Consider the following 22,245-nt stretch of genomic DNA (forward strand, 5'->3'; position numbering starts at 1 on the left):
GTCCTCCGCAGTCGTTGGGGGCCGGTCACCGGTACGCCCTGGCCTGGATCTCGAACATCTCGGCGTACCGACCCCCGGCGGCGAGCAGGTCGGCGTGGCTGCCGGCCTCGGCGACGCCACCGTCGGCGAGCACCACGATCAGGTCGGCCAGTTGCACCGTGGAGAAGCGGTGGGACACGAACACGCTGACCGCGCCGGTCCGGGCGGCCACCTCCCGGGCCTGCTCGCGGTAGCGGGCGAACAGGGCGTACTCGGCCTCCGCGTCGAGCGCGGCGGTCGGCTCGTCCAGCACCACCAGCAGCGGGTCGTCACGCATGAACGCCCGGCCGAGGGCGAGCTTCTGCCACTGGCCGCCGGACAGCTCCGCCCCGTCGGTGTGGCTGCGGCCCAGCGGGGTGTCGAGTCCCTCGTCGAGCTGCCCGACCAGGTCGTCGGCGCCGGCCCGGCCCAGCGCCGTGCGTACCGCCCCGTCGTCGTCGCGGCGGGGCAGGTCGCCGACGCCCACGGCCTGCCGGGCCGGCAGCTCGAAGCGGACGAAGTCCTGGAAGCCGGCGGCGATCCGCTCACGCCAGGCCGGCAGGGACAGCGCGGCCAACTCGACGCCGTCGACGAGGATCCGGCCGGACGTCGGCGTCAGCAGGCCGCAGAGCAGCTTGACCACCGTGGTCTTGCCGGCGCCGTTCTCGCCGACCACGGCGACCGTGGCACCGGCCGGCAGGTGCAGGTCGAGACCGGTGACCACCGGTTCCGCGCCGCCTGGGTAGCGCAGCGTGACCCCGGCCAGCCGGATACCCTCCCGCAGCCGGGCCGGCGGCGCACCGACGGCGACCGACCCGAAGGCGGCTGTCGACCCGACGTCGGCATCCGACCCGAGAGCGATGGCCGACCCGAGAGCGATGGCGGGCCCGACACCGATGGTCGGCCCGCCGGCGGTGTGACCGGGCGACGGGTCGCCGGGCGCCGGGTGCCGGTCGGCGACGCGGACCAGGTCGTGCACCTCGTCGAGCCGGCGGTAGACGCTGCGCAGCCGCTGGAGGTCCTGCAACACCCCGACCGCTGCGGCGACCTGCTGGTTGACCTGGGCGGCGATGGTGACGACCAGGACGACGTCACCCACCCCGCGCCGGCCGGCGACGGCGTCACGCAGGATCAGCAGCACCGCCAGCACGTATCCGGCGGCGAACGCCAACTGCCCGGTCATCCGGACCAGGCTCGCCGCCAGCTGGGCCCGCCACAACCGGCGGGTGGCGTCCTGCCAGTGGCCGCGGTGCCGCCGCCGCACCTCCCCGGTGAGCCCGAAGACGCGCAGTTCCTTGCCGGCGGCGGCGTCGGTGGCCAGCCCGAACAGCCTGGCCGCCCGACGGGTCGACTCGGCACCGGCCTCCCGGGCCCGGTTCACCATCCGTTCCGCCCACCGGCCGGCCAGCAGCGGGGGCACGGCGGCCAGCGGCAACAGCAACAACAGTGGATGGAGTACGGCCAGCACCACCGTCGTCAACGTCATCGCCACGGCCAGGCCCACGCCGGTCAGCACGGCCTGCAGGCCGACCCGGAGCTGCTCGACGTCCTCCTCCAGCACGGTGATCTTGTCGGCGAACTCGGACCGTTCGAAGTGCGCCATCCCCGGCGTGCCGTTGGTGGCGTCCATCAGCTCCTGGTGCACGTGCAGGACGTCGAGTTCGGCGAGTTCGAAGTAGGCGATGTGGGCGAAGTGGCCGAGGGTCAGCCCGGCGATCAGGCCGACCGCCACGCCCACCCCGGCGAGGCTCGCGGCGACGGGCCGACCGGCGGTGACGGCGTCGAAGAGCACCCGCAGCAGCACCGCCACCAGCGGCCACGCCACCGCGCCCGCGACGACCAGGACCAGCGCGGTGAGCGCCTTGCGCCGGTCCTGCCGCAGCGACGTACGCCACAGCGCCCAGCCGGCGGAGAGCAGGCCCCGGTTCACCTGACGCTCCGCGTCGACCCGACGTCCACCGCGCCGCCGTCCGGACCGTCGACCGGCGCACCGGTGCCGGGATCACCCGCCGACGCACCGGCGTCGGGACGGCCGGTCGACGGGACGGCGTCGCGACGGTCGGCCGGCGGGGTGTCGGCGGCGGGGGTGGCGAAGCGTTCGGCCTGGAGGGTGAACAGCCGGGCGTACCGGCCGCCCCGGTCGAGCAGTTCCGCGTGCGAGCCCTGCTCGACCACCCGTCCCTCGGCCAGCACGACGATGTGGTCCGCCCGGCGGACGGTGGCGAACCGGTGCGAGATCAGGATGGTGGTGACCCCCGTGGTGGCGGCGATGATCTCGTCGAAGAACCGGGCCTCGGCCCGGACGTCCAGGCTGGCCGTCGGCTCGTCGAGGACCAGCACCGACGCGCCGTGCCGGATGGCGAACAGCGCCCGGGCGATGGCCACCCGCTGCCACTGCCCGCCGGACAGGTCCACCCCGTCGCGCAGCTGCCCGCTCAGCGGGGTGTCCAGCCCACGCGGTAGCGCGTCGAGGGTGGCGAGGATGCCGGCGGCCTCGGCGGCGGCCCGGATGCCGTCCCGGTCGTCGGCGTGCCGGATCGCCCCCAGCGCGATGTTGTCCGCCGCGCTCGTGGCGTACCGCAGGTAGTCCTGGAAGATGACGGCGAGGTCGCGTCGCCAGCGGGCCGTCGGCAGCCCGTCGATCGGCCGGCCGCCGACGGTGATCCGGCCCGCGTCCGGCAGCGCCAGCCGGGCCAGCAGCTTGACCAGCGTCGTCTTGCCCGCGCCGTTGAGGCCGACGATGGCGGTGCACGCCCCCGCCGGCAGGGTGAGATCCAGGTCCGTGAAGACCGGCGTCGCGCGGTGCGGGTAGCGGAACGACACCCCCTCGAAGCGGATGTCCGCCGCCGGGGTCGGGGCGGGCTCGACGGCGGTCGCCGTCGGGACCGGGTCGTCGTCGGTCGGGTCGTCGTCGGCCGGGCCGTCCCCGGGGGACGTCCGGTCGCGCATCCCGGCCCGGAACTCGCCGACGGCCCGGTAGGCGTTCATGCCGAACTGGGTCTGCACGTCGGCCTCGGGATAGAACTCGCCGAGCTGCACCGCCGCCAGCACCGCCTGGATCACCAGCGCCAGTTGGGTCAGCCCCACCCGGCCCTGCCCGCCGGCCAGCCCCAGCGCGGCGAGCACCGCCACGAGCACCGTCAGGCCGACGGCGGTGTAGAGGAAGTACGGCCGCAGGTAGACCCGTCGCCGCTGCGCCCACACCGGACGCATCCAGTCCAGGTACGCCTGCCGGTACTGCTCGCGCAGCCACGGCAGCAGACCGAAGACGCGGATCTCCTTGGCGGCCGGCCGGCCCATCGCCACGCCCCGGAAGTAGGTCAACCGGCGGACCCGGGCCACGATCGCCCCGTAGATCGCCGCGTAGCGGCGCAGGCCGCCGCGTTGACCGTGCCGGAACGCGAGCACGGCGACCAGCAGGCCGAACCCGGCCGCCCAGGCGAAGGCGGCCCCGACGACCACCGCGTACCCGAGGAGCTGCCCGTAGCGGGCGAGCAGGGCCAGCATCCCGGCACCCGCCGCACCCGGGCTCTGGATGCCGTGCTCGACCTCGCGGGACGCCTCGGTGAGCTGTTCGAGCAGCGCCTGGTCCTCCAGCGGGGCGGTGCTGGTGCTGCCCAGCGCGGCCGCCATCAGCTCGTCGGCCACCGCGCCGTCGATCCGACGCTGCACCAGCAGACCCGTGGTGACCTGGAGCTGGGCCAGCAGCTGCTGGGCGCTGAGCGCCCCGGCGGCCACCACGAACGCGGTCACCAGGTGCCCGAAGGCCGGCGACTCGACGCCGTCGCGGACCGCCTGCGGCAGCCAGCCGATCATCCGGCTCGTCGCGACGACGAACACCACAGGCGCGGCGGCGAGCAGCAGGTTGACCAGCACGGCGGCGGCCACCGCCGGGACGCCCGCCCGGGGCAGCAGGGTGACGATGCGCCACCGGTCCACGGCGGTCCGGCGGACCACCCCGGCCACGGAGCCGGCCGTCGTCGCGTCGTCGGTCATGCCGGCTCCTCTACCCGCCGGGTCCGCACGGTCCGCTGGAACGCCAGCGCCGCGTCGTGGCCCTCGGCGAACGCCCGGACCGCGTCCAGCCCGCTGGTGTCCCGGGCCCCGCCGACCACCCGGTGCCACACCCCCGCCCGGCGTACGGTGCGCACCAGGGCGTCGGCGGGCAGTTGACCGGCGGCGACCACCACCGTGTCGGCGGGCACCGACCGGTCCGCTCCGGTACCGTCGACCAGGCGTACGGCGTCGGGGTCGACGCGCAGGTCCCGCACGCCCGGCACCACCTGGACCGCTCGGCGGCGCAACTCGGCCAGCACCGCCCAGCGGGTGGAGCGGCCCATCCGGGGGCCGAGCCGTTCGCCGCGCAGCAGGACGGTGACCTGCCGGTCCGGACGCTGGCTGGCCAGGTGGGCGAGGTCCACGGCGATGCCGCCGCCGCCGATCACGACGACCCGCCGTCCGAGTGCGTCGTCGGCGAAGGCCGAGCCGTAGTCGCGGACGTGCGGCAGCCCGTCGCCGGGCAGGTCGATGCGGCGCGGCAGCACCCCGGTGGCCACGATCACCCCGTCGTGGCGGCGCAGCAGCTCCTCGTCGGCGTCGGTGATCCGCCGTCCGGTGTGCAGTCGCACGCCGAGCCGGGTCAGTTCGGCGGTGAGGAACCGGATCGTCTCGGCGTAGTCGGCCTTGCCCGGCACCCGGCAGGCCAGCCGGAACTGGCCGCCGGGCTCCCCGTCGGCCTCGTAGACGGTGACCCGGTGCCCGGCCAGGGCCAGGTCGTGGGCGGCCCGCAGCCCGGCGGGGCCGGCACCGACCACGGCCACCGTCCGTGGCCCGTCCACCGGCGTCGACCCGGCCCGCACCGCCGGGTGGACGTGCGGCGCCGACCCGGCCGGCGTCACCGCCTCGGCCTCCCGGCCGACGAGCGGGTTGACCATGCAGGACACCGCAGCCCCCACCAGCGACCTGTCGATGCACGCCTGGTTGCAGGCCACGCAGACGTTCACCGGCCGGCCGTGGCGGCTCCGCGTCACCAGGGCCGGGTCGGCCAGGAACGGCCGGGCCATCGAGACCAGGTCCAGCGGGGTGCCGGCGAGGACCGCCTCGGCCTGGGCGAGCCGGTTGATCCGGTTGCTGGCCAGCACGGGCAGCGCGCCCACCGCGGCCTTGACCGCCGCCGCGACCGGCACCCAGTGCCCCGGCGGCACCAGGGCCTGCACCGTCGGCACCGGCGACTCGTGCCAGCCGACTCCGACGTTGAGGGCGTCGGCCCCGGCGGCGGCCAGCGCGCGGGCGTACGCCGTCACGGTGTCCCGGTCGGTGCCGTCGGGCAGCAGGTCGTCGCCGGTCATCCGCATCACGACCGGGAAGTCGGGGCCCACGGCGGCGCGGACCGCCGCCACCACGGCCACCCCGAACCGCATCCGGCGCTGCGGGTCCCCACCCCACTCGTCGTCGCGCCGGTTGGTCAGCGGGGAGAGAAACTGGTCGATCAGGTACCCCTCGGAGCCCATGATCTCCACGGCGCTGAACCCGAGGTCACGGGCGTGCGCCGCGCCCCGGGCGAAGTCCTCGACGATCCGGGTGACCGCGTCGGCGGGCAGCGCGGCCGGGGTGAGGCGGGAGAGCGGGCTGGGCACCGCCGACGGGGCGACCGGGTGCGGGCCGCCGGTGGCCGGTCGGGCGTACCGGCCAGCGTGGAAGAGCTGGAGGGCGAGCAGGCCGCCGGCCGCGCCGACCTCCCCCGCGACCCGGCGCAGCCGGTCCCGGAAGGCGGTGTCGTCGAGCACCCCGCCGCTCGGCACGTCAGCGCCGGCCGGGCTGACCGCCGCGCCGCCGGTGACCATCAGCCCGGCGCCGCCGCGCACCCGGGCCAGGTAGAACGCGGCCAGCGTCCGACCGCCGTCGTCCCGGTGGTCCCAGCCCAGGTGCATCGCCCCCATCACGATCCGGTGCGGCAGCACCAGCCGACCGATCCGGCCGGGCCGCAGCACCCTGTCCAGTCCGGCCGTCATGCCAGCGGACCACTCAGGTCCCGGCTGAACGGCGGTGAGACGATCGACAGGCCGCCGTCGACCACCAGGGTCTGCCCGGTGACGTACTCGGCGGCCGGGGAGAGCAGGAAGGCGATCACGTCGGCGACCTCCTGGGCGGTGCCCATCCGCTGCTTGGGGATCAGCGGTAGCACCCCGGACAGCGGGGCCATGCCGGGCACGTCGTAGAAGTAGCCTGACGACTCGGTCTCGATGATGCCGCCGTTGACCGCGTTGACGTTGATGCCGCGGTCGGCGAACTCGACGGCCATGTACCGCACCCACGACTCGATCGCCGCCTTGGCCGCGCCCAGGTTCGCGTACGTCGGGTAGGCGCGGATGCTGCCGTAACTGGACAGCGCGACGATCCGGCCGCCGTCGGACATCAGCCGCACCGCCTGCTGCGCGCCGAGCACGAACGAGCGCATGTTCATCGCGTACGACCGGTCGAGGTGGTGCGGCTTGAGGTCCATGATGTTCTTGAAGGAGCTGGCCGCCGCGTTGCACACGAAGTAGTCGAGGGTGCCGAACTCCTGCGCGGCCACCGCGAAGAGCCGTTCGATCTCCTCGGGCTGCTCCATGTCGGCGGCCACGGCGACGGCCCGCCCGCCGAGCTGCGTGATCTCCTTGCGGACCTGCTCGGCCAGTTCGGCGTTCTTCTTGTAGTTGACCACCACCGAGCCGCCGCCCCGGGCCAGGGTGAGCGCCAGCGCCCGGCCGATGCCCCGGGAGCTGCCGGTGATCAGCGCGGTGCGGTCCTGGAAGGCGGTCACCGGCCGGCCGCCAGGATCTCCCGGGCGATCACGGTCTTCTGGATCTCGTTGGTGCCCTCCTCGAAGCGCTGCGCGCGGGCGTCGCGGTAGACCCGTTCGATGGTGCTGCCCTCCCAGTAGCCGATGCCGCCGTGCGCCTGCAACGCCTTGTCGGTGACCCGGGTCAGCATGTCCACCGCGACCAGCTTGGCCATCGAGGACAGCGCCCCGGCGTCGCTCTGGCCCGCCTCCCAGCGGCGGGCGGCGTGCAGGGTGAGCTGCCGGGCGGCCTCGATGTCGGCGGCGTTCTCGGCGAGCGCGAACGCCACCGCCTGCCGGGCGGTCAGCGGTTTGCCGAAGGTGACCCGGTTGCCGGCGTGCTCGACCGCCAGCTCCTGCGCCCGACGGGCCAGCCCCACGCAGGTCATCGCCACGCCGATCCGGCTCGGGGTGAGGAAGCCGCCGAGCGCGACGGCCAGTCCGTCGCCCTCCTCGCCGAGCCGGTTGGCCACCGGCACCGGCGCCCGGTCGAAGAACAGGTGCGCGTGGTCGGTGCCGCGTACGCCCATGGTGTCGGGCATCGGTTCGACCCGGACGCCCTCGACGTGCCGGTCGACCATCAGCGCGACCGTGCCGTCCTTGCCGGTGCTGCCGTCGAGCCTGGCGAACAGCAGCCAGTAGTCGCAGCTCACCCCGAAGGTGATCAGGTGCTTCTCGCCGCTGAGCAGGTAGGTGTCGCCGTCGCGTACCACGCTGGCGCGCAGGTCGGCCCCGGTGCCGGCGGTCGGTTCGGTGAGCGTGAACGCGACCCGCAGGTCCCCGGCGACCTGCGGCAGCACGAACTTCTTGCGCTGCTCGTCGGTGGCGAACTGGTCGATGGAGCGCCACACCCCGTTGCAGACGTGCACGATCATCCGCAGCGACGCGTGCGACATCGAGAAGAGTTCGAGCAGGTGCAGGTACTGGGTGAAGGACAGGCCGGCCCCGCCGTAGTCGACCGGCGCGGCGAGCCGCAGGTAGCCCCGGTCGCGCAGGTCCGTCCAGAGCTGCGCGGGGACGCTGCGGTCGCGTTCGATCGCCGCCGCGTACTGCTCGCCGGGGCCCCGGACGAACGCCTCGACCTCGCGGGCCAACGTCGCGAACGACGTGCCATCGGCCTGGGTCACTCTGCCTCCTCGCCGATCGTTGCGCTGATCTGGTCACGCAACACGAACTTCTGCACCTTGCCGACCACGTTGCGGGGCAGCGCGGCCACCGTCTCCAGCCGCTCGGGCCAGTACTGCTTGGCGACCTTGTGGCCGTCGAGGAACCGCTGCATCCCGGCGAAGGTCAGCTCCGCCCGGGTCACCACGAACGCGCAGGCCCGCTCGCCGAGGCGCGGGTCGGGCATCGCCACGATCGCCACCTCGCGGACGGCGGGGTGGGTGTGCAGCAGCTGCTCCATCTCCGCCACCGGGATCTTCTCGCCGCCCCGGTTGATCACATCGGTCACCCGGCCGGTGATCCGCAGGTAGCCGGCGTCGTCGATGGTGGCCAGGTCACCGCTGCGGTACCAGCCGTCCGGGGTGAGCGCCGCCGCGGTCAGGTCCGGGCGGTCGAGGTAGCCGGCGAACAGGCAGTCCCCGGCGACCTCGAAGTTGCCCTCCACGCCGGGGCCGAGCGGGTTGCCGGCGTCGTCGGTCACCCTGATCCGGATCCCCTCCAGTGCCCGCCCGTCGGTGCCCCAGGCGTGCGCGGGCGCGTCGGTCGGCGCGGAGAGCGTGCCGAGGCACGACTCGGTGGAGCCCCAGGCCCCGCAGACCGCCGCGCCGAGGGTCCGGGTGGCGTGCTCGGCGAGGTTGCGGGGCACCGCCGCGCCGGTGGCGACGAAGACCCGCAGCGCCGGTGGCGGCTGCCCGCCCGACTCCACGGCCTCGACGAGGTCGGCGAGGAAGGGGGTGGCCGCCTGGACGAAGGTGGCCCGGGTGTGGTGCAACGTCTCCAGGGCGGTCCGGCCGTCCCAGATCGGTTGCAGCACCACGGGTGCGCCGATGGTGAACCCCAGCCACATGCCGTAGAGGAAGCCGGTCTGGTGGGCCAGCGGCGACGGGATGAACAGCCGGTCGGCGGCGGTGAGGCCGAGGTGCCGGGCCTGCATGGCGGCGGCCCGGGTCAGCGTGTCGGCGCGGTGCAGCACACCCTTCGGTTCGCCCGACGTGCCGGAGGTGAACATCAGCTGGGCCAGGGCCGCCGGGTCGGGCCGGCCGGTGGCCTCTGCGGCGTCGTCGGGCCGCTGCCGGGCCAGCGCCGGGCCGAACCACTGCCAGCGCGGGCCGGTGGTGTCCGCCGGCAGTGTGGCGGTGCCGTCCGGGGTGGCGGTGCCGTCCGACGGGGCGGTGCCGTCGGAGACGGTGTGGCCGGCGACGACGAGGACGTGGGCCACGCCCGGGGCGTCCGGGCCCGTCAGCATCGCCGCGGTCTCGGCCAGGTGCGCGCGGCCCCGGAACCGGTCGGGGATCACCAGCACCCGGGCCCGGGAGCGGCGCAGCAGCCGGCTCACCTCGCGTTCCCGGAAGAACGGCATCAGCGGGCAGCAGACCGCCCCGATCCGGGTGGCGGCCAGCGTGAGCACCACGAACTCCGACCAGTTGGGCAACTGCCAGGCGACCACGTCGCCGGGGCCGACGCCCAGCTCCCGCAGCAGCGACGCGGCCCGGTCGGCGGCGCGGTCCAGGTCGCGCCAGCTCAGCGTGGCGCCGGCCCGGCCGGGTGAGGCCGCCTCGACCACGGCCTCGTCGTCGCCGCGCGTGTCGGCGTGCCGACGGACCAGTTCGGCCACCGGGATGGCGGCCAGTTCGGCAGGCGTCGGCAGGGCGGCCGTCGGCACGGGCGGTCCGGCGGAGCGGGCCGGCGACGTGACCGACGCGCCGGCCGTACGTCGACCGGCGGGCGGGAGGTCGGCGGCTGCCGGGTCGGCGGGGCGGGGCAGGCGGCGGGCGCGGGCCCGGTCGACCGACATGTTGAGGCCGACGCCGTTCATCTGGTCGAGGAACTGCGGGAAGGAGATCCGGTGGGCGTTCGGGTAGGTCAGCCGGCTCTCGCCGGTGGCCCGGGAGGCGGCCACCGCCAGCGCCATCAGCACCCGGTGGTCGTTGAACGAGGACAGGTCGGCCTCCCGCAACTGGCCGACGCCCTCGCAGACGAGCCGGTCGCCGTCGAGCCGCAGCCGGCCGCCCATCCGGTTGAGTTGCAGCATCGCCGTCACCCGGTCGGACTCCTTGAGCCGTACGTGGGCCACGTGGTCGAGCACGGTGGTGCCGTGCGCGTGGGAGCCGAGGACGCTGAGCACCGGCAGCATGTCGGGCACCGCGCGGCAGTCCACCCGCACCGGGGCCAGCCGCAGCCCGTCGTGGCGCACCCTGATCCAGCCGGTCGCCGGGTCGCGGGTCAGCGGCACGCCCATCGTGGTGAGGCTGTCCAGCAGGTGCGCCTCCGGATGGTCCAGCTCCCCGGTGGGGACCGCCGGCAGCCCCCGGAACAGCACGTCGGACGGGTGCAGGGCGGTCGCGGCCAGGCCGAACGCGGCGGCGCCGACGTCCGGCGGCAGCCGTACCACCGCCGGGGTGGGCCGCTGGCCGGGCTCGATGTCGTACCGGCGGCCGTCCGCGCTGACCTGCACGTGCAGGCCGAACTGGCGCATCATCGCCACGGTGAGGTCGACGTAGGACCGCTCGTTGAACTCGCCCACCACCTCGACCACGGTGTGGCCGGTGGCGAACGGGCTGACCAGCAACAGGCTGGAGATCCACTGGGAGAGCGTGCCGGGGATCCGCACCCGGCCCCCGGTCGGCGGGTGGGCGGCGACCCGGATCGGCAGCAGCCCGCCGGTGGAGGCGATCTGCACTCCGATGCCCGCGAGGGCGTCGAGCAGCGGGCGGATCGGCCGCCGCCGGAAGTACTTCTGCCCGGTGATGCCGACCGGGGTTTCGGCCAGGGCGGCGAGCCCGGTCAGGAAGTACAGCGTGGTGCCCGAGCTGCCGACCGAGACCTCCGGACGCACCGGCCGGTACCGGCCGCCACGGACCACGAACGCGTCGCCCTCGACGGTGACGGCCGTGCCGAGGTCCCGCAGCGCCCGGATGGTGTGCTGCACGTGGCCCGCGTGGCAGGCCCCGTGGATGCGACTGGTCCCGTCGGCCAGCGACGCGAGCATCAGCGCCCGGTGCGCGTGGTACTTCGACGCCGGGACGTCGAACTCGCCCACGAGTGGCTCGGCCGTGCCCTTGATGACGAGACGCACAGTCCCTCCCCGCAGTGTGTGTCAGCCGGCGGTGTCTGGTGGCGACGGTGTCGCCGGAGCTGGGCCCGACTCCGGTCCCGCAGCGGGGCCGGGGGCGGCAGCCGGGCCGGGGGCCGGGACGCCGCCGAAGACGGCGTGCATGCCGCCGTCGGCGTGCACCACCTGCCCGGTGGTGTACCGGGACAGGTCCGACAGCAGGAACAGCACCGCCCCGACCACCCGGGCCGGGTCGGCCCGGTCCCAGCCCAGCGGCGCCCACCGCTCGTACTGGTCGGCCAGGGCGGAGAAGGTGCGCACCCCGCGCGCCGACACGGTCTCGACCGGCCCGGCGGCGACCAGGTTGACCCTGATCCCGGCCGGGCCGAGGTGCAGCGCCAGGTAGCGGCAGACCGCCTCCAGCGCCGACTTGTAGACCCCCATCCACCCGTATCCGGGCAGCGCCCGGGTCGAGTCGACGGTCAGCCCGACCACCGCGCCGCCGCCGGGGGCCCGACTCAACAGCGGCGACAGCGCGGAGGTGAGCTGCTGCAACGAGTACGCCGACGCGCGGAACCCGTCGAGCACCCCGTCGGCCCCGGCGGTGGCGAACCCGGCCCCCAACGCGTCCGGCGGGGCGGCGGCGATGCTGTGCAGCACCCCGTCGAGCTGCCCCCAGCGGCTGCCGATCGCCCCCGCCAGCGCGTCGACGCTCGCGTCGGACATCACGTCCAGTTCGAGCACCTCGGGGCGGGACGGCAGCAGGTCGGCCACCCGGCGGGTGATCCGGCCGACCCGCCCGTACGAGGTCAGGATGACCTCGCAGCCCTCCCGTTGCAGGGCCGCCGCCACGTGCCAGGCGATGGACTCGTTGTTGAGGACCCCGGTGACCAGGTAGGTGCGCTTGTCCAGGCTCAGCAACGAGCTCAACTCGACGCGCCCGCCACGATCCGCTCGACGAGTTGACCGATGGTGACGTCCGCCAGTTCGCTGCGCGGGATCTCCACCCCGTACTCCTTGACGACCATGGCCATCAGGTCGGCGACGTCGAGCGAGTCGATGTCCAGCGCGTCGAACTTGGCGTCGGCGCTGATCGCGTCGTCCTCGACACCGAGGTCGATCAGTTCGGCGCGCAGGCGCTCCTCGACGGCGGGGGCGGTGATCTCGGTCGATGGAGAAGACATCCGGATGCTCCTTGTCTCGCAGGGGGGTCGGTCAGGCCGTCAACGGGGCGCGACGGGCGAAGTTGGTGTGGTGCCGTTGCGCCCAGTACCACTGACGCCAGTAGCTCTCGGCCAGCTCCAGCCAGGTCTCCAGCCGACCGGTGTCGTCGAGGAACCGGTTCATGCTGACCAGCAGCCAGCTGTAGACGCCCTGGCTGTCCCGGCAGTCGGCGCAGTTGCCGGAGGTGCAGCAGAACTGGAGGGTCTGGTAGTCGGCGCCGTAGACGGCGAAGCCGTCCAGGACCGGGTTGCCGTTGCGGATCCGCTCGGCGTGGTCCGGGTGGTCCACGCTGATGCTGGGGCAGACGTCGTAGCCGAACTGGCCGTCCCAGTGGGTGCGGCCGGTGATCAGCGACTCGATGAAGTACGGGTGGCAGACCACCGTCTCCGGATACGCCTGCTTGACCCGCAGCGCCTCGGCGAGGGTGCGCTGCTCGTTCTCGATCCGCAGGGCGTGGTCGCTGCCGTGGGCGGAGTAGAAGTTGAAGGTGACCTGGTTGCCGTTGTCCTGGATGGCCCGCACGGTCGGCTCGACGTACTGCAGGCCCTCCTCGGACAGGGCGTACACGAAGATCACCCGGGGGTCGTTGCGGTAGTGCCCGAGGGCGGTCTCGAAGAGGCCGGAGAACGACGAGCCGTTGACCCGGTAGCCGCGCAGCGCGTCGTCCAGCGGGCCGCCGCCGAACAGGCTGATGGCGACCGCCACCTGCTCGAAGCCGCTCATCGGCAGCGGCCGGATGCCGTTGGTGGAGATGGTCACGTACGGCAGCCGCTCGACGAACGGCACCACCCGGGGCAGGACCAGGGTCGGCTCGCCGCCGATCAGGGTCGCCTGGGTGACGCCCCTGGCCACCAGCGAGTCCACGAACCGGGAGATCAGTGCCGGGTCGGAGGTCTCGGGGACGGCCGCGTCGAAGCCGCCCTCGAAGTACCAGCACCCCTTGCACCGGATGTTGCAGGTGGTGGTGAGGTGCACCTCGGTCGCGCTGACCCGGCGGCCCATGTCCCGGACGACCTGCAACCGCGCGGCCAGGTCGGGCCGGTCGGCCAGCAGGGACGCCAGGCGGACCTTGGCCTCCCGCCGGGACAGCGGACGGGGATTGATCGCGATGGGGGTGGGCATGGGCGGGGCGTCCTCTCAGGTGGCCACGGCGGGGACGACGAGCCCCAGCGCGTGGATCCGGGGGATGACGGTGTTCTCCCACTGCTGCAACGCCTCACCGTTGGTGGTGCGCCGCAGGCCGTAGCGGACCGCCCGCTTGGACCGTTCGGACTCCGGGGTGCCGAACAGGTCGCGGAAGACCGGCCAGAGCCGGTCCAGCGCGGCCTGCAGCTGCTCGCGGCCCTCGTCGGTGGCGGCGAGGTTGCGGCAGACCCGGGCGCCGTGGGCGATGTGGATCTTCTCGTCCAGGATGATCGTCCGGACCGCGTCCGCCCACGGCTTGTAGCTGCCCTGGGCGAACTCCTTGATCATGATCAGGGCGCTCTCCTCGCCGATGTACGAGTAGATTCCCCGCTCGGCCCAGGTGGTGCACTGGTGCAGCCGCTTGTCGGCGAAGAGCCGACGCTCCTCGATGGACTGGGACTCCATGTGCGAGGTGTCGATGCCGATCTCGGCCAGCACCCGCTTGCCGATCTTGTAGTGGTCGTACTCCTCGGCGGCCCGTTCCGCGCACACCTGACGTTCCTCGGCGTTGGGCGCGAGCGGCAGGAACATCATGGTGTAGTCGTCTCCGCCGGAGAGTTCACCCTCCGTGTTGATCATGATCTGGCTGATCAGTGCCTTCTGGTATCCCCGGGGCATGCGCTTCAGCTCGTCGGGGGTACGTACCACCACTTCCTCGTCGTCAAAGATCTCCACCGGCATAACGCAGCTCGCCTCCTGTTGGCATTCACACCCGCAAATAACGGAAAAGGGGGCACCGACACTCCTGCGGTACGACGACGGACCCGCAGGTGCCCCCGGTGAACCGAATCTCCTGGCAGATCCCCCGTTCCTCCTCGTCCGTCACCGACGGTGACTCAGGTCAGGTTCGTGACCGCCAGCCGCCGCACGTCCGACCGCTGGATCTTGCCGAGCGGGGTACGCGGAAACCCGTCGACCCCGAGCTGCACCAAAGGGACGAACCGGCGCGGCACCTTGAACGCGCTGAGTTGCTTGAGCAACAGCGCGCGCCATTCGTCCTCCCGGGCGACCGCACCGGGCAGCAGGGTGTAGACCAGCACCAGTTCCACCCCGGTCACCGGGTGCGGCAGCGCGGCGACCACCGCGTCGGCGATCCCGTCGAGCTGCGGCACGACGTTCTCGATCTCGGCCGGATAGACGTTCTCGCCGCTGACGATGACCATGCTGTCCATCCGGTCCACGATGGTCAGCTCGCCACGGTCGTCGAGGTGGCCGAGGTCGCCGCTGCGCACCCAGCCGTCGACCAGCCGCCCGGCGGTGAGCTCCGGCGCGGCCTCGTACCTGGTGAAGATGCTCGGGCCGCTCAGCAGGACCTCCCCGCTCTCCCCCGGCGCGACGTCCCGCCCGTCTGCGTCGACGACCCGGACCCGGGCGAACGGCACCGGCAGGCCGGCGCTGCGCCGGTCCCCCGGCTGCCGGTCGCGGGGCTCCACCACGGTCAGCGAGGTCATCTCGGTCATCCCGTACACTTGGAACACCGGGATGCCGAAGGTGCTCTCGAACCGGTGGATCAGGTCGGGGCTGAGCGCCGAGCCGCCGGCGAGGACACCCTTGAGCCGGCTGTCGACCGGTCGCTGCGGCCGTTCGACCAGGTGCGCGAGGTAGGCGTTGACCACCAGGGTCCAGGTCGGGCGGTGCCGGTCCACGTAGTTCCAGAACCGGGCCAGCGCCACCTCCGAGCGGACGCAGACCGTCCGCCCCCCGGACCACAGCGGGGTCAGCGTGGGCAGGCCCTGCCCGCCGACGTGCAGCATCGGGATGACGTTGAGGAAGACGTCGTCGCGGCCCGCGTCGGCCCACCGCACCATCGCCAGCGAGTTCGCCAGCAGGGCCCGGTGGGACAGCACGACGCCCTTGGCCGCGCCGGTCGACCCCGAGGTGTAGACGATCTCGGCGTCGGCCGCCCCGCCGTCCGGGGGCGCGACCAGCTCCCCCCGGTAGGCGACGCCCCGGTCGAGGATCGCGGTGAGGAACCCCTCCGCATCGTCCACGGCCAGCCAGCGCCGGCCCGGCGACGCCTTCGCGGCGGTCGACGACGGGCCGAGCACCAGCGCGACGTCGGCGTGGGCGAGCAGGGTGTCCAGTTCGGCCGGGCCGGACTTCGGGTTCAGCGGCACCAGCATCCGCCCGGCGGCGATGACGCCGAGGAACAGCAGCGCGGCCAGCGACGAGTTGTGCAGGACCACGGCCACCCGGCCACCCGGCGGCACCCGGTGCTCGTCGAGCAGCGCCGCGCAGCCCCGGGTGAAGGTCAGCACGTCGGTGAAGCTGATCTGGCGGCCACCGGGCTCCGCCGGGAGCAGGTACGGGTCGTCCCCGTAGGCCGCCGCGGCCTGGGTGACGAGGTCCAGCAGGTTCGCCGTGTCGGCGAGGTTCGGCTCGGCCAGCGGACTAGGCATGCGACTCGTCGCGGACGGCGGCGGATTCCACGACCGCGCAGAGCCGGTTGACCGTGGGAGTGTCGAAGATGACGTCCACCACGTCCACCCCGTACGCCGCCTCGACCCGGGTCACGATCTCCACCGCGCCCACCGAGTCCATGCCGAGTTCGACGAGGTCGTCGTCGGGGCCGACGGTGGGTCGGTGGAGGACTTCGGCGCAGATCGACGTCATGTTCTCGTGCAGATCGGTCGTGGTCACTGAAGCGGTTCCCCCCATGTCAGATCACCACACGGGCCACGGCAACGTTGCGGTAGCGGCCCCTTCCCCCAAGTCCGGGACTCGTCGGGACCATACTCAGTCCCGTCGTGAACCGTCCAGGGCAACCGTCCGAGCAATCGACCGTGACCGCTCCCACCATCGCGGTGCGCCATTAGTCCATGTCATATCCGGATAGGATCGTGGCATGGGGAAGGGGCGGCCGAAGGCCAGGCTGGTGCTCACCGACGAGGAACGGGAACAGCTCACCAGGGGGGCCCGCGCGGCCCACTCGACGCAGTCGTTCGCCATTCGCTGCCGAATCGTTTTGGCCTGCGCCGAGGGGGCCACGAATATCGAGGTCGCGGCCCGGTTGAACGTTTCACCCGCGACGGTCGGGAAATGGCGTTCCCGGTTCGCCGCCGCGCGGCTGCCGGGGCTCGCCGACGACCCACGTGCCGGCCGGCCCCGCTCGGTCCGGCCCGAGCAGGTGGACCGGGTGGTGGCGGCCACCCTCGCCGCCACGCCGGCCCCGGCCCGACGGTGGTCCCGGGCGTCGATGGCCGTCCACAGCGGACTGTCCGCGTCCACGGTCGGCCGGATCTGGCGTCGGTTCGACCTGCGCCCCCACCTCCAGGACGGCCTCACCCTGGCCACCGACCCGGGGTTCGTCGCCACGGTGGTGGCCCTGGTCGGGCTCTACCGCCAGCCCTCGGGGCAGACCCTGGCGCTGTGCGCCGTGCCCCGCGACGAGCTACCGACGACCGGCGACCCGGCCGGCCCCGCGCCGGCCCCGGACCGGCCACCGGCCGACGGGACGCCGCCGGCACACCGGCCGGTGATCGACCCGCGCCGGCCGGAGCAGCTCGTGGCCGCCGGCGAGGCCGCCCCGGACCGGCACCGGCGTGCCGGGGCGTACCGGCGGTTCCTGGTGGCGGTGGACAAGGCGGTGCCCGCCGATCTGGAGGTGCACCTGGTCGCCGACGATCCGACGCTGCACGACGCCCCGGTGGTCCGAGGCTGGTTGAGCCGACACCCCCGCTTCCGCCTGCACCTGCTGCCGGCGGGTGACGCCTGGGCCGGGCAGGTCCACCGCTGGTCGCGCCTGCTCGCCGACCGTGCTGCGGTGGCCGCCGGGCCGCCACCGGGCCACGCCGCAGGGCCGGGCGCCCGCAGCGCCGACGGCCCCGGGCCCGATGCCGGGGAGGCCGCCGGTCCGACGGCGGCGCGCTGGGTGGCCGGCGCGGAGGAGATCCGCCGGGCGCGGGCCCGACATCATGAACGGACTTCGGACGCATCGACATGAGTCGAATGACCGGCGGCCGGACACCCGTTCACCCCGTCTACCGGCATGTGAGATGACGGAGTCGCATCGTGCCCCGCCGGAACCCCGGGACGCGGACGCGCCGCCCGACCGTACGGTCGGGCGGCGCGTCCGGTCGCCGGCTACCGGAGGGCCGGCACCCGCAGCACGGCCACCTCGCCGACGTTGCCGGCCACGTCGACCGCGCGGTAGCGGACCCCGTGCGCCCGGTCGTCCAGTGGCACCGGCCCGGTCCAGGTTGTCCACTCCCCACCGTCGAGCCGGTACTCGACCCGGGCCACCCCGGAGTCGGCGTCCCGGCCGGTGACCACCAGCGCCCGGTCGACCAGGCTCGCCTCGGCGGTCGGGGCCACCCCGTCCACCTGCACCGACGTCGCCCAGGGTGTGCTCCAGAGCAGGTTGACCCCCTGAGCCCGGTACTCGATCGTGTGCCGGCCGGCGGGCAGCGCCACCGGCTCCCGGTACGGGAACCAGCCGCCCCCGTCGATCTGGTACTCGACCAGTCTGATCAACCCGCCGTGGGCCAGGGTGAGGGCGGCGTTCGCGCCGTACCAGCCGTCGGCGCCGGGGTCGGTGATCCGCAGTCGGGGCTGCCCGCCCCGGTAGCGCAGCGGCTCCACCCCGGTCAGGGTGGGCACCACCGGTTCGATGGTGCCGTCGTCGGCGAAGTACAGCCGGTCGATGGTGGTCTCCCGGTGGGTGCCGTCGCCGCCCGGGATGGCGAACCGGTGGTACGCCACGTACCAGTCGTCGGTGCCGGGCACCTGGACGATCGAGTGGTGGCCGGTGCCCAGGATGCCCTGGGCCGGGTCCTTGGTGAGGATCTCCCCCCGGCTGGTGAACGGCCCGAGCGGGCTGCTGCCCGTCCCGTAGCCGACCCGGTAGTTCTCGCTGCCGGTGTCGTCGATCGACCAGGACAGGTAGTACACCCCGTTGCGCTTGTGCATGAACAGGCCCTCGCGGAAACCGGTGAGCCCGGTCAGCCGGACCCGCCGGGCGACGTCGTAGGAGATCATGTCGTCGTTCAGCGGGACCACGTACGGGGTGCCGTTGCCCCAGTACAGGTAGCTCTTCCCGTCGTCGTCGGTGAACACCGCCGGGTCGATCTGCTGGGCGTTGCCGTAGTCGGCCTTGCTCACCAGGGGCCGGCCGAGCGGGTCGACGAACGGCCCGAGTGGCGAGTCGGCCACCGCGACGCCGATGTTCTGCTGGGCCGAGAAGTACAGGTAGTACTTCCCGTTCTTCTCGATCGCGGCCGGCGCCCAGGCGTTGGTGTCCGCCCAGCTGACGTCCGGGCCGAGGTCGAGGATGGTGTCGTGGCCGGTCCAGTCGACCAGGTTGCGGCTCGACCACACGGTGAACGTCGAGCTGCCCCAGCCGGGGAAGCCGTCGGTGGTGCCGTAGATGTAGTACGTGTCGCCGAACCGGACGATGTTCGGGTCGGCGTTGTACCCGGGCAGCACCGGGGTGTTCATCGGCACCGCCCGCACCGTCCAGGCCCGGCTGGCCCCGGCGGCGCTGGTGACGGTGACCGTCACCGGTCGGGTGTAGTTGCGCGGCCCGGCGGGCCTGACCGTCGAGGTGGGCGCGACCAGGTAGCGCGGGGCGAGGCTGGTCAGGTCGGTGCCCGGCCGGACCTGCAGGGTGATCGTGCCGCTGGCGGCGTCCACGATGGCCGGCACCCTGAGGCTGTCGAGTTCGACGGCGACGACGCTGGTGCCGTTGCTGCCCAACGCGGCCACCTCGGCGTCGCTGAGCGCCCGGTTGTAGAGGGAGAAGTCGCGGATGCGGCCCTTGAGGTAGCGGTCGCTGGCGTACTGGGAGCGGCCCAGGTAGTTGGCGGTGGTCCGGCCACCGCCGATGTCACCGGGCGCGACGGTCAGCCCGGTCTTCTCGGCCACCCGCACCCCGTCCAGGTAGATCCGCGCGGTGCCGGCCCGGTTCAGGGTGTACGTCAGGGTCTTCCACACCCCCCGGGGCAACGCCCGGCCGCCGGTGACGGTCTGCTCGCCGGTCCAGTTGCCCAGGCTGATCGAGGTCCGGTAGTCGTTGCCGGTGGTGAACAGGTAGCCGTTGCCGACGCCGCCTGCGTCGGTGTTGCCGAGCCCCCAGACGAAGTACGGGGTGGCCTGGTCGGCGGCGATGTTCACGTCCATCGACACGGTGATCTCGTCCAGCCCGGACATGATGTTGTCGGGCAGGTCGACGTGGCCGTTGGTGCCGCCGAGGGTGAGGCTGCCCGAGTCCCAGCGGGCGTCACCGGCCAGGGTGGCGTGGTGGCCGTTGCCGGAGTCGTCGGTGACCGTGCCCCCGCTGGCCTGGTCGAGCCGGTAGTGGGCCACCACCCCGTCGGCGTTGGCGTCCACCGGGGGTGGGGCGTCGGTCAGCGCGTCGAGTTCGGCGCGGGTGACCGGGATGACGGTGCCGTGCCGCGGGCTGGCCGGCAGCCGGTAGGACGCCGGCACCTTCCAGTTCGGCCTGGCCAGGTCGTCGGTGCCCAGCGGGATGTAACCCCGGCCGCCGTACTCGTCGACGAACAGGTAGTACCGCGAGCCGGAGGTGTCACCGGGGTTGGCCTTGAAGACGGTGGGTCCCTCCACGGCGGAGGTGCCGGCGTCGCGGCCGATGCACGAGTCGAGCATCGTCCACGACGGCCGGCCGGGCAGGTCGACGGCGGTCAGCGAGGGGGACCTCTCCTGGATGATGTCCGAGCAGCCGGTGCCGCCGCCGCCCTCGTCCTTGGTGAACCGGTAGTAGGTGTCGCCCTCACGGATCATCGTGGAGTCGATCCGCGACTCGCCCCGGTCCTGCCAGATCGTCGCCGGGCTGAACGTGACGAAGTCGCGGGTGGTGGCGGCCAGCATCCGGTTGTACGTGTTGCCGGTGTGGTCCGGGTCGTTCTCGGCGAACAGCTTCGAGGCCCAGAAGACCAGGTACTCACCGCGCTCGGCGTCCCAGTATGCCTCCGGCGCCCAGGTGTTGCCGGCGGTCGGCGGGGAGACCTCGACGTGCCGCTGCGCCGACCAGTTGACCAGGTCGGTGGACTCCCACACCTCCAGGTAACGGCTGCCCCGGCGCTGGGCGGCGTCCCAGTCGCCGTTGCGGCCGATCGACAGGTCGGTGGCGATCAGGAAGAACCGGTCCCCCTCCGGGCTGCGGATCAGGAACGGGTCGCGCAGGCCCAGGGTGCCGTGGGTCGACTCCAGTTTCGGCTGGCCGCCGTTGACCTCCGTCCACTGCAGGGCGTTGTTACCCCGGCTGGCGGCGAAGTAGATCTTCTCCCCGGCGATCGAGTTGCCGGTGAAGTAGCTGAACGCGTAGCCGGCGTACGGTGCGGGGGCCGGCAGCTCGCGGACGGTCAGCGCGATGGTCCGCTCGACGGTGGCGGCACCGACGGTGACCGTGGCGGTGACCGGCACCGTCGTGTCGCCAGCGCCGTTCGCGGGACGACGCACGACGCCGTCGGCGGCGACCACCTCCGGTCGGGCCGAGCGCCAGCGGACCGTCGCGTCGTACCGGCCGGTGGCGGGCATGGTCAGGTTGCCACGGACGTCGTCGGCGTGCACCAGGGTCAGGGCGGCGGCGGCCGCCTCGGCCCGGGTCTGGTCGGACTCACCGGGTTGCGCGACCACCGCGACCTCGGCGGCGGTGAGGGCGCGGTCGTAGATCCGGAAGTTCGCCACCCGTCCCTTGAGGAACCGGTCGGTGGCGTAGTTCGACCGGCCCAGGTTGTTGACGGTGGTGACGCCGTTGCCGACCGCGCCGGGTTCCACGGTGACGGCGGTGTTGCGGGCCACCTGCACGCCGTCGGCGTAGAGGGTCCCGGTGGTGCCGGTCTGGGTGTAGACGACCGACTTCCACACGCCCCGGGCCAGGTTGCCGCCGGTGCCGGTGACCTTCTCGCCGGCCCAGTTGGTGGTGGTGATGCCGGCGCGGAAGGAGTCGCCGCTGGCGAAGAGGTAGCCGGTGCCGGCGGCGGAGGTGGCCGGGTTGCCCAGGCCCCAGAGGAAGTACGGGGTCTGCTGTGCCGGGTCGACCATGACGTCCAGGGCCACGGTGAGCGAGGAGCGACCGGCCAGCAGGTTGTCGGGCAGTTCGACGTGGTCGTCGACGCCGTCGAGCAGCAGTCCGTCGGTGCCGGTCCAGGTGCCGCCGCCGACCAGGGTGCCGTCGTTGCCGCGGCCGGAGGTGTCGACGACGGTGGTGCCGGTGCGCTGGTCGAGGTCGTAGCGCAGGAGCAGACCGTCGGTGACGTCGTCGGCGGCGGCCGGGGCCGCGGTGGCGGGGGCCAGCGCGGCGAGGAGGGTGAGCACGGTGGCGGCGACGACCGTGCGGGTGCGGCGGGGGGTGGGGGTGGGGTGGTGGTTCCGGGGAACTGCTGAGGGCATGGGGGGATTCCTCGGCGTCATGTGAGCGTTAACAGGCTGGAATTGTCAACGCAACAATCAGACCCCGTCAAGGATGCGCCGCCCGCCGATGCGCTGCGCACCCGCCCGCTCACCACCCGGGAGCCCGGCGGCCCCGGGCTACTTGATCCGGCGGGTGGAGCGGGCCACGATGTCCGCGTACTCCGGGTGCCGGCCCAGCCAGTCGGCGAGGAACGGGCAGATCGGCACCACCGTGCGGCCCCGGGCGCGGGCGTCGTCCATGACCGCGCGGGCCAGCGTCGAGCCGATACCCCGCCCCTCGAACGCCGGGTCGACCTCGGTGTGCGTGTAGGCGATGATGGCACCGGTCAACTGGTAGGTGACCAGTCCGGCCAGCGCCCCGGTCTCGTCGCGCGCCTCGAACCGCTCCCGGTCCGGCGCGTCTGTCACGGTG

Annotated in this window: 15 protein-coding genes; 1 reads left to right on the top strand and 14 read right to left on the bottom strand. The window is 73.5% G+C overall.

Going from position 1 to position 22,245, the window contains the following annotated elements:
- Positions 1–25: 25 nt before the first annotated feature.
- From ACN268_RS08245 to ACN268_RS08300, 12 genes are all read right to left on the bottom strand, one after another.
- A complete protein-coding gene (locus ACN268_RS08245) occupies positions 26–1,948 on the bottom strand; it encodes an ABC transporter ATP-binding protein (protein WP_421482541.1) in 1,923 nt (640 codons plus the stop codon).
- Positions 1,945–4,014, bottom strand: coding sequence for an ABC transporter ATP-binding protein (locus ACN268_RS08250; protein WP_421482542.1), 2,070 nt, complete (start codon positions 4,012–4,014; stop codon positions 1,945–1,947). The genes ACN268_RS08245 and ACN268_RS08250 overlap by 4 nt, the downstream gene beginning before the upstream one ends.
- Positions 4,011–6,029 (bottom strand): FAD-dependent oxidoreductase, encoded by a 2,019-nt coding sequence (locus ACN268_RS08255; protein WP_421482543.1) that lies wholly within the window; start codon positions 6,027–6,029, stop codon positions 4,011–4,013. Before ACN268_RS08255 ends, ACN268_RS08250 begins: the two co-directional genes overlap by 4 nt.
- Complete coding sequence (locus tag ACN268_RS08260) at positions 6,026–6,820, bottom strand: SDR family oxidoreductase (RefSeq protein WP_421482544.1); 795 nt, start codon at positions 6,818–6,820, stop codon at positions 6,026–6,028. The genes ACN268_RS08255 and ACN268_RS08260 overlap by 4 nt, the downstream gene beginning before the upstream one ends.
- The gene (locus tag ACN268_RS08265) at positions 6,817–7,965 is read right to left on the bottom strand and encodes an acyl-CoA dehydrogenase family protein (RefSeq protein WP_421482545.1); all 1,149 of its coding nucleotides are present in this window, start codon (positions 7,963–7,965) and stop codon (positions 6,817–6,819) included. Before ACN268_RS08265 ends, ACN268_RS08260 begins: the two co-directional genes overlap by 4 nt.
- Positions 7,962–11,078 carry a 3-phosphoshikimate 1-carboxyvinyltransferase gene (aroA, locus tag ACN268_RS08270; RefSeq protein ID WP_421482546.1) on the bottom strand — a complete coding sequence of 1,039 codons (3,117 nt, stop codon included), beginning with the start codon at positions 11,076–11,078 and terminating at the stop codon, positions 7,962–7,964. Before aroA ends, ACN268_RS08265 begins: the two co-directional genes overlap by 4 nt.
- Before the next feature lie 21 nt (positions 11,079–11,099).
- Entirely contained in the window at positions 11,100–11,984 is an 885-nt protein-coding gene (locus ACN268_RS08275) for an SDR family oxidoreductase (RefSeq protein ID WP_421482547.1), read from the bottom strand.
- Entirely contained in the window at positions 11,981–12,238 is a 258-nt protein-coding gene (locus ACN268_RS08280; RefSeq protein ID WP_204923099.1) for an acyl carrier protein, read from the bottom strand. The genes ACN268_RS08275 and ACN268_RS08280 overlap by 4 nt, the downstream gene beginning before the upstream one ends.
- Positions 12,239–12,269: 31 nt before the next feature.
- The gene (locus tag ACN268_RS08285; protein WP_420117020.1) at positions 12,270–13,400 is read right to left on the bottom strand and encodes a 4Fe-4S cluster-binding domain-containing protein; all 1,131 of its coding nucleotides are present in this window, start codon (positions 13,398–13,400) and stop codon (positions 12,270–12,272) included.
- A gap of 15 nt (positions 13,401–13,415) precedes the next feature.
- The gene (locus ACN268_RS08290) at positions 13,416–14,138 is read right to left on the bottom strand and encodes a Phenylacetic acid catabolic protein (protein ID WP_421482548.1); all 723 of its coding nucleotides are present in this window, start codon (positions 14,136–14,138) and stop codon (positions 13,416–13,418) included.
- Between the two features lie 161 nt (positions 14,139–14,299).
- Positions 14,300–15,862 (bottom strand): class I adenylate-forming enzyme family protein, encoded by a 1,563-nt coding sequence (locus ACN268_RS08295; RefSeq protein WP_421482549.1) that lies wholly within the window; start codon positions 15,860–15,862, stop codon positions 14,300–14,302.
- Positions 15,855–16,103: an acyl carrier protein gene (locus tag ACN268_RS08300; protein ID WP_204923103.1), complete on the bottom strand. Its 249-nt coding sequence runs from the start codon at positions 16,101–16,103 to the stop codon at positions 15,855–15,857. Before ACN268_RS08300 ends, ACN268_RS08295 begins: the two co-directional genes overlap by 8 nt.
- Before the next feature lie 205 nt (positions 16,104–16,308).
- Between ACN268_RS08300 and ACN268_RS08305 the strand changes: the two genes are divergently transcribed.
- Entirely contained in the window at positions 16,309–17,406 is a 1,098-nt protein-coding gene (locus ACN268_RS08305) for a helix-turn-helix domain-containing protein (RefSeq protein ID WP_421482550.1), read from the top strand.
- Positions 17,407–17,546: 140 nt separating this feature from the next.
- Here ACN268_RS08305 and ACN268_RS08310 read toward each other — a convergent pair whose 3' ends face one another.
- Both ACN268_RS08310 and ACN268_RS08315 read right to left on the bottom strand, forming a co-directional pair.
- Complete coding sequence (locus ACN268_RS08310) at positions 17,547–21,812, bottom strand: family 43 glycosylhydrolase (RefSeq protein ID WP_421482551.1); 4,266 nt, start codon at positions 21,810–21,812, stop codon at positions 17,547–17,549.
- A gap of 138 nt (positions 21,813–21,950) precedes the next feature.
- Positions 21,951–22,241, bottom strand: coding sequence for a GNAT family N-acetyltransferase (locus ACN268_RS08315; RefSeq protein WP_421482552.1), 291 nt, complete (start codon positions 22,239–22,241; stop codon positions 21,951–21,953).
- Positions 22,242–22,245 lie beyond the last annotated feature (4 nt).

It is taken from the genome of Micromonospora sp. WMMD735 (assembly GCF_049178995.1).
Lineage (GTDB): Bacteria > Actinomycetota > Actinomycetes > Mycobacteriales > Micromonosporaceae > Micromonospora > Micromonospora wenchangensis.

What these genes read in the sequence shown, in the direction of transcription:
- ACN268_RS08255 (WP_421482543.1), bottom strand. Translation starts at nt 6,029, where the DNA reads ATGACGGCCGGACTGGACAGGGTGCTGCGGCCCGGCCGGATCGGTCGG.
- ACN268_RS08310 (WP_421482551.1), bottom strand. Translation starts at nt 21,812, where the DNA reads ATGCCCTCAGCAGTTCCCCGGAACCACCACCCCACCCCCACCCCCCGC.
- ACN268_RS08280 (WP_204923099.1), bottom strand. Translation starts at nt 12,238, where the DNA reads ATGTCTTCTCCATCGACCGAGATCACCGCCCCCGCCGTCGAGGAGCGC.
- ACN268_RS08285 (WP_420117020.1), bottom strand. Translation starts at nt 13,400, where the DNA reads ATGCCCACCCCCATCGCGATCAATCCCCGTCCGCTGTCCCGGCGGGAG.
- ACN268_RS08295 (WP_421482549.1), bottom strand. Translation starts at nt 15,862, where the DNA reads ATGCCTAGTCCGCTGGCCGAGCCGAACCTCGCCGACACGGCGAACCTG.
- ACN268_RS08305 (WP_421482550.1), top strand. Translation starts at nt 16,309, where the DNA reads ATGGGGAAGGGGCGGCCGAAGGCCAGGCTGGTGCTCACCGACGAGGAA.
- ACN268_RS08250 (WP_421482542.1), bottom strand. Translation starts at nt 4,014, where the DNA reads ATGACCGACGACGCGACGACGGCCGGCTCCGTGGCCGGGGTGGTCCGC.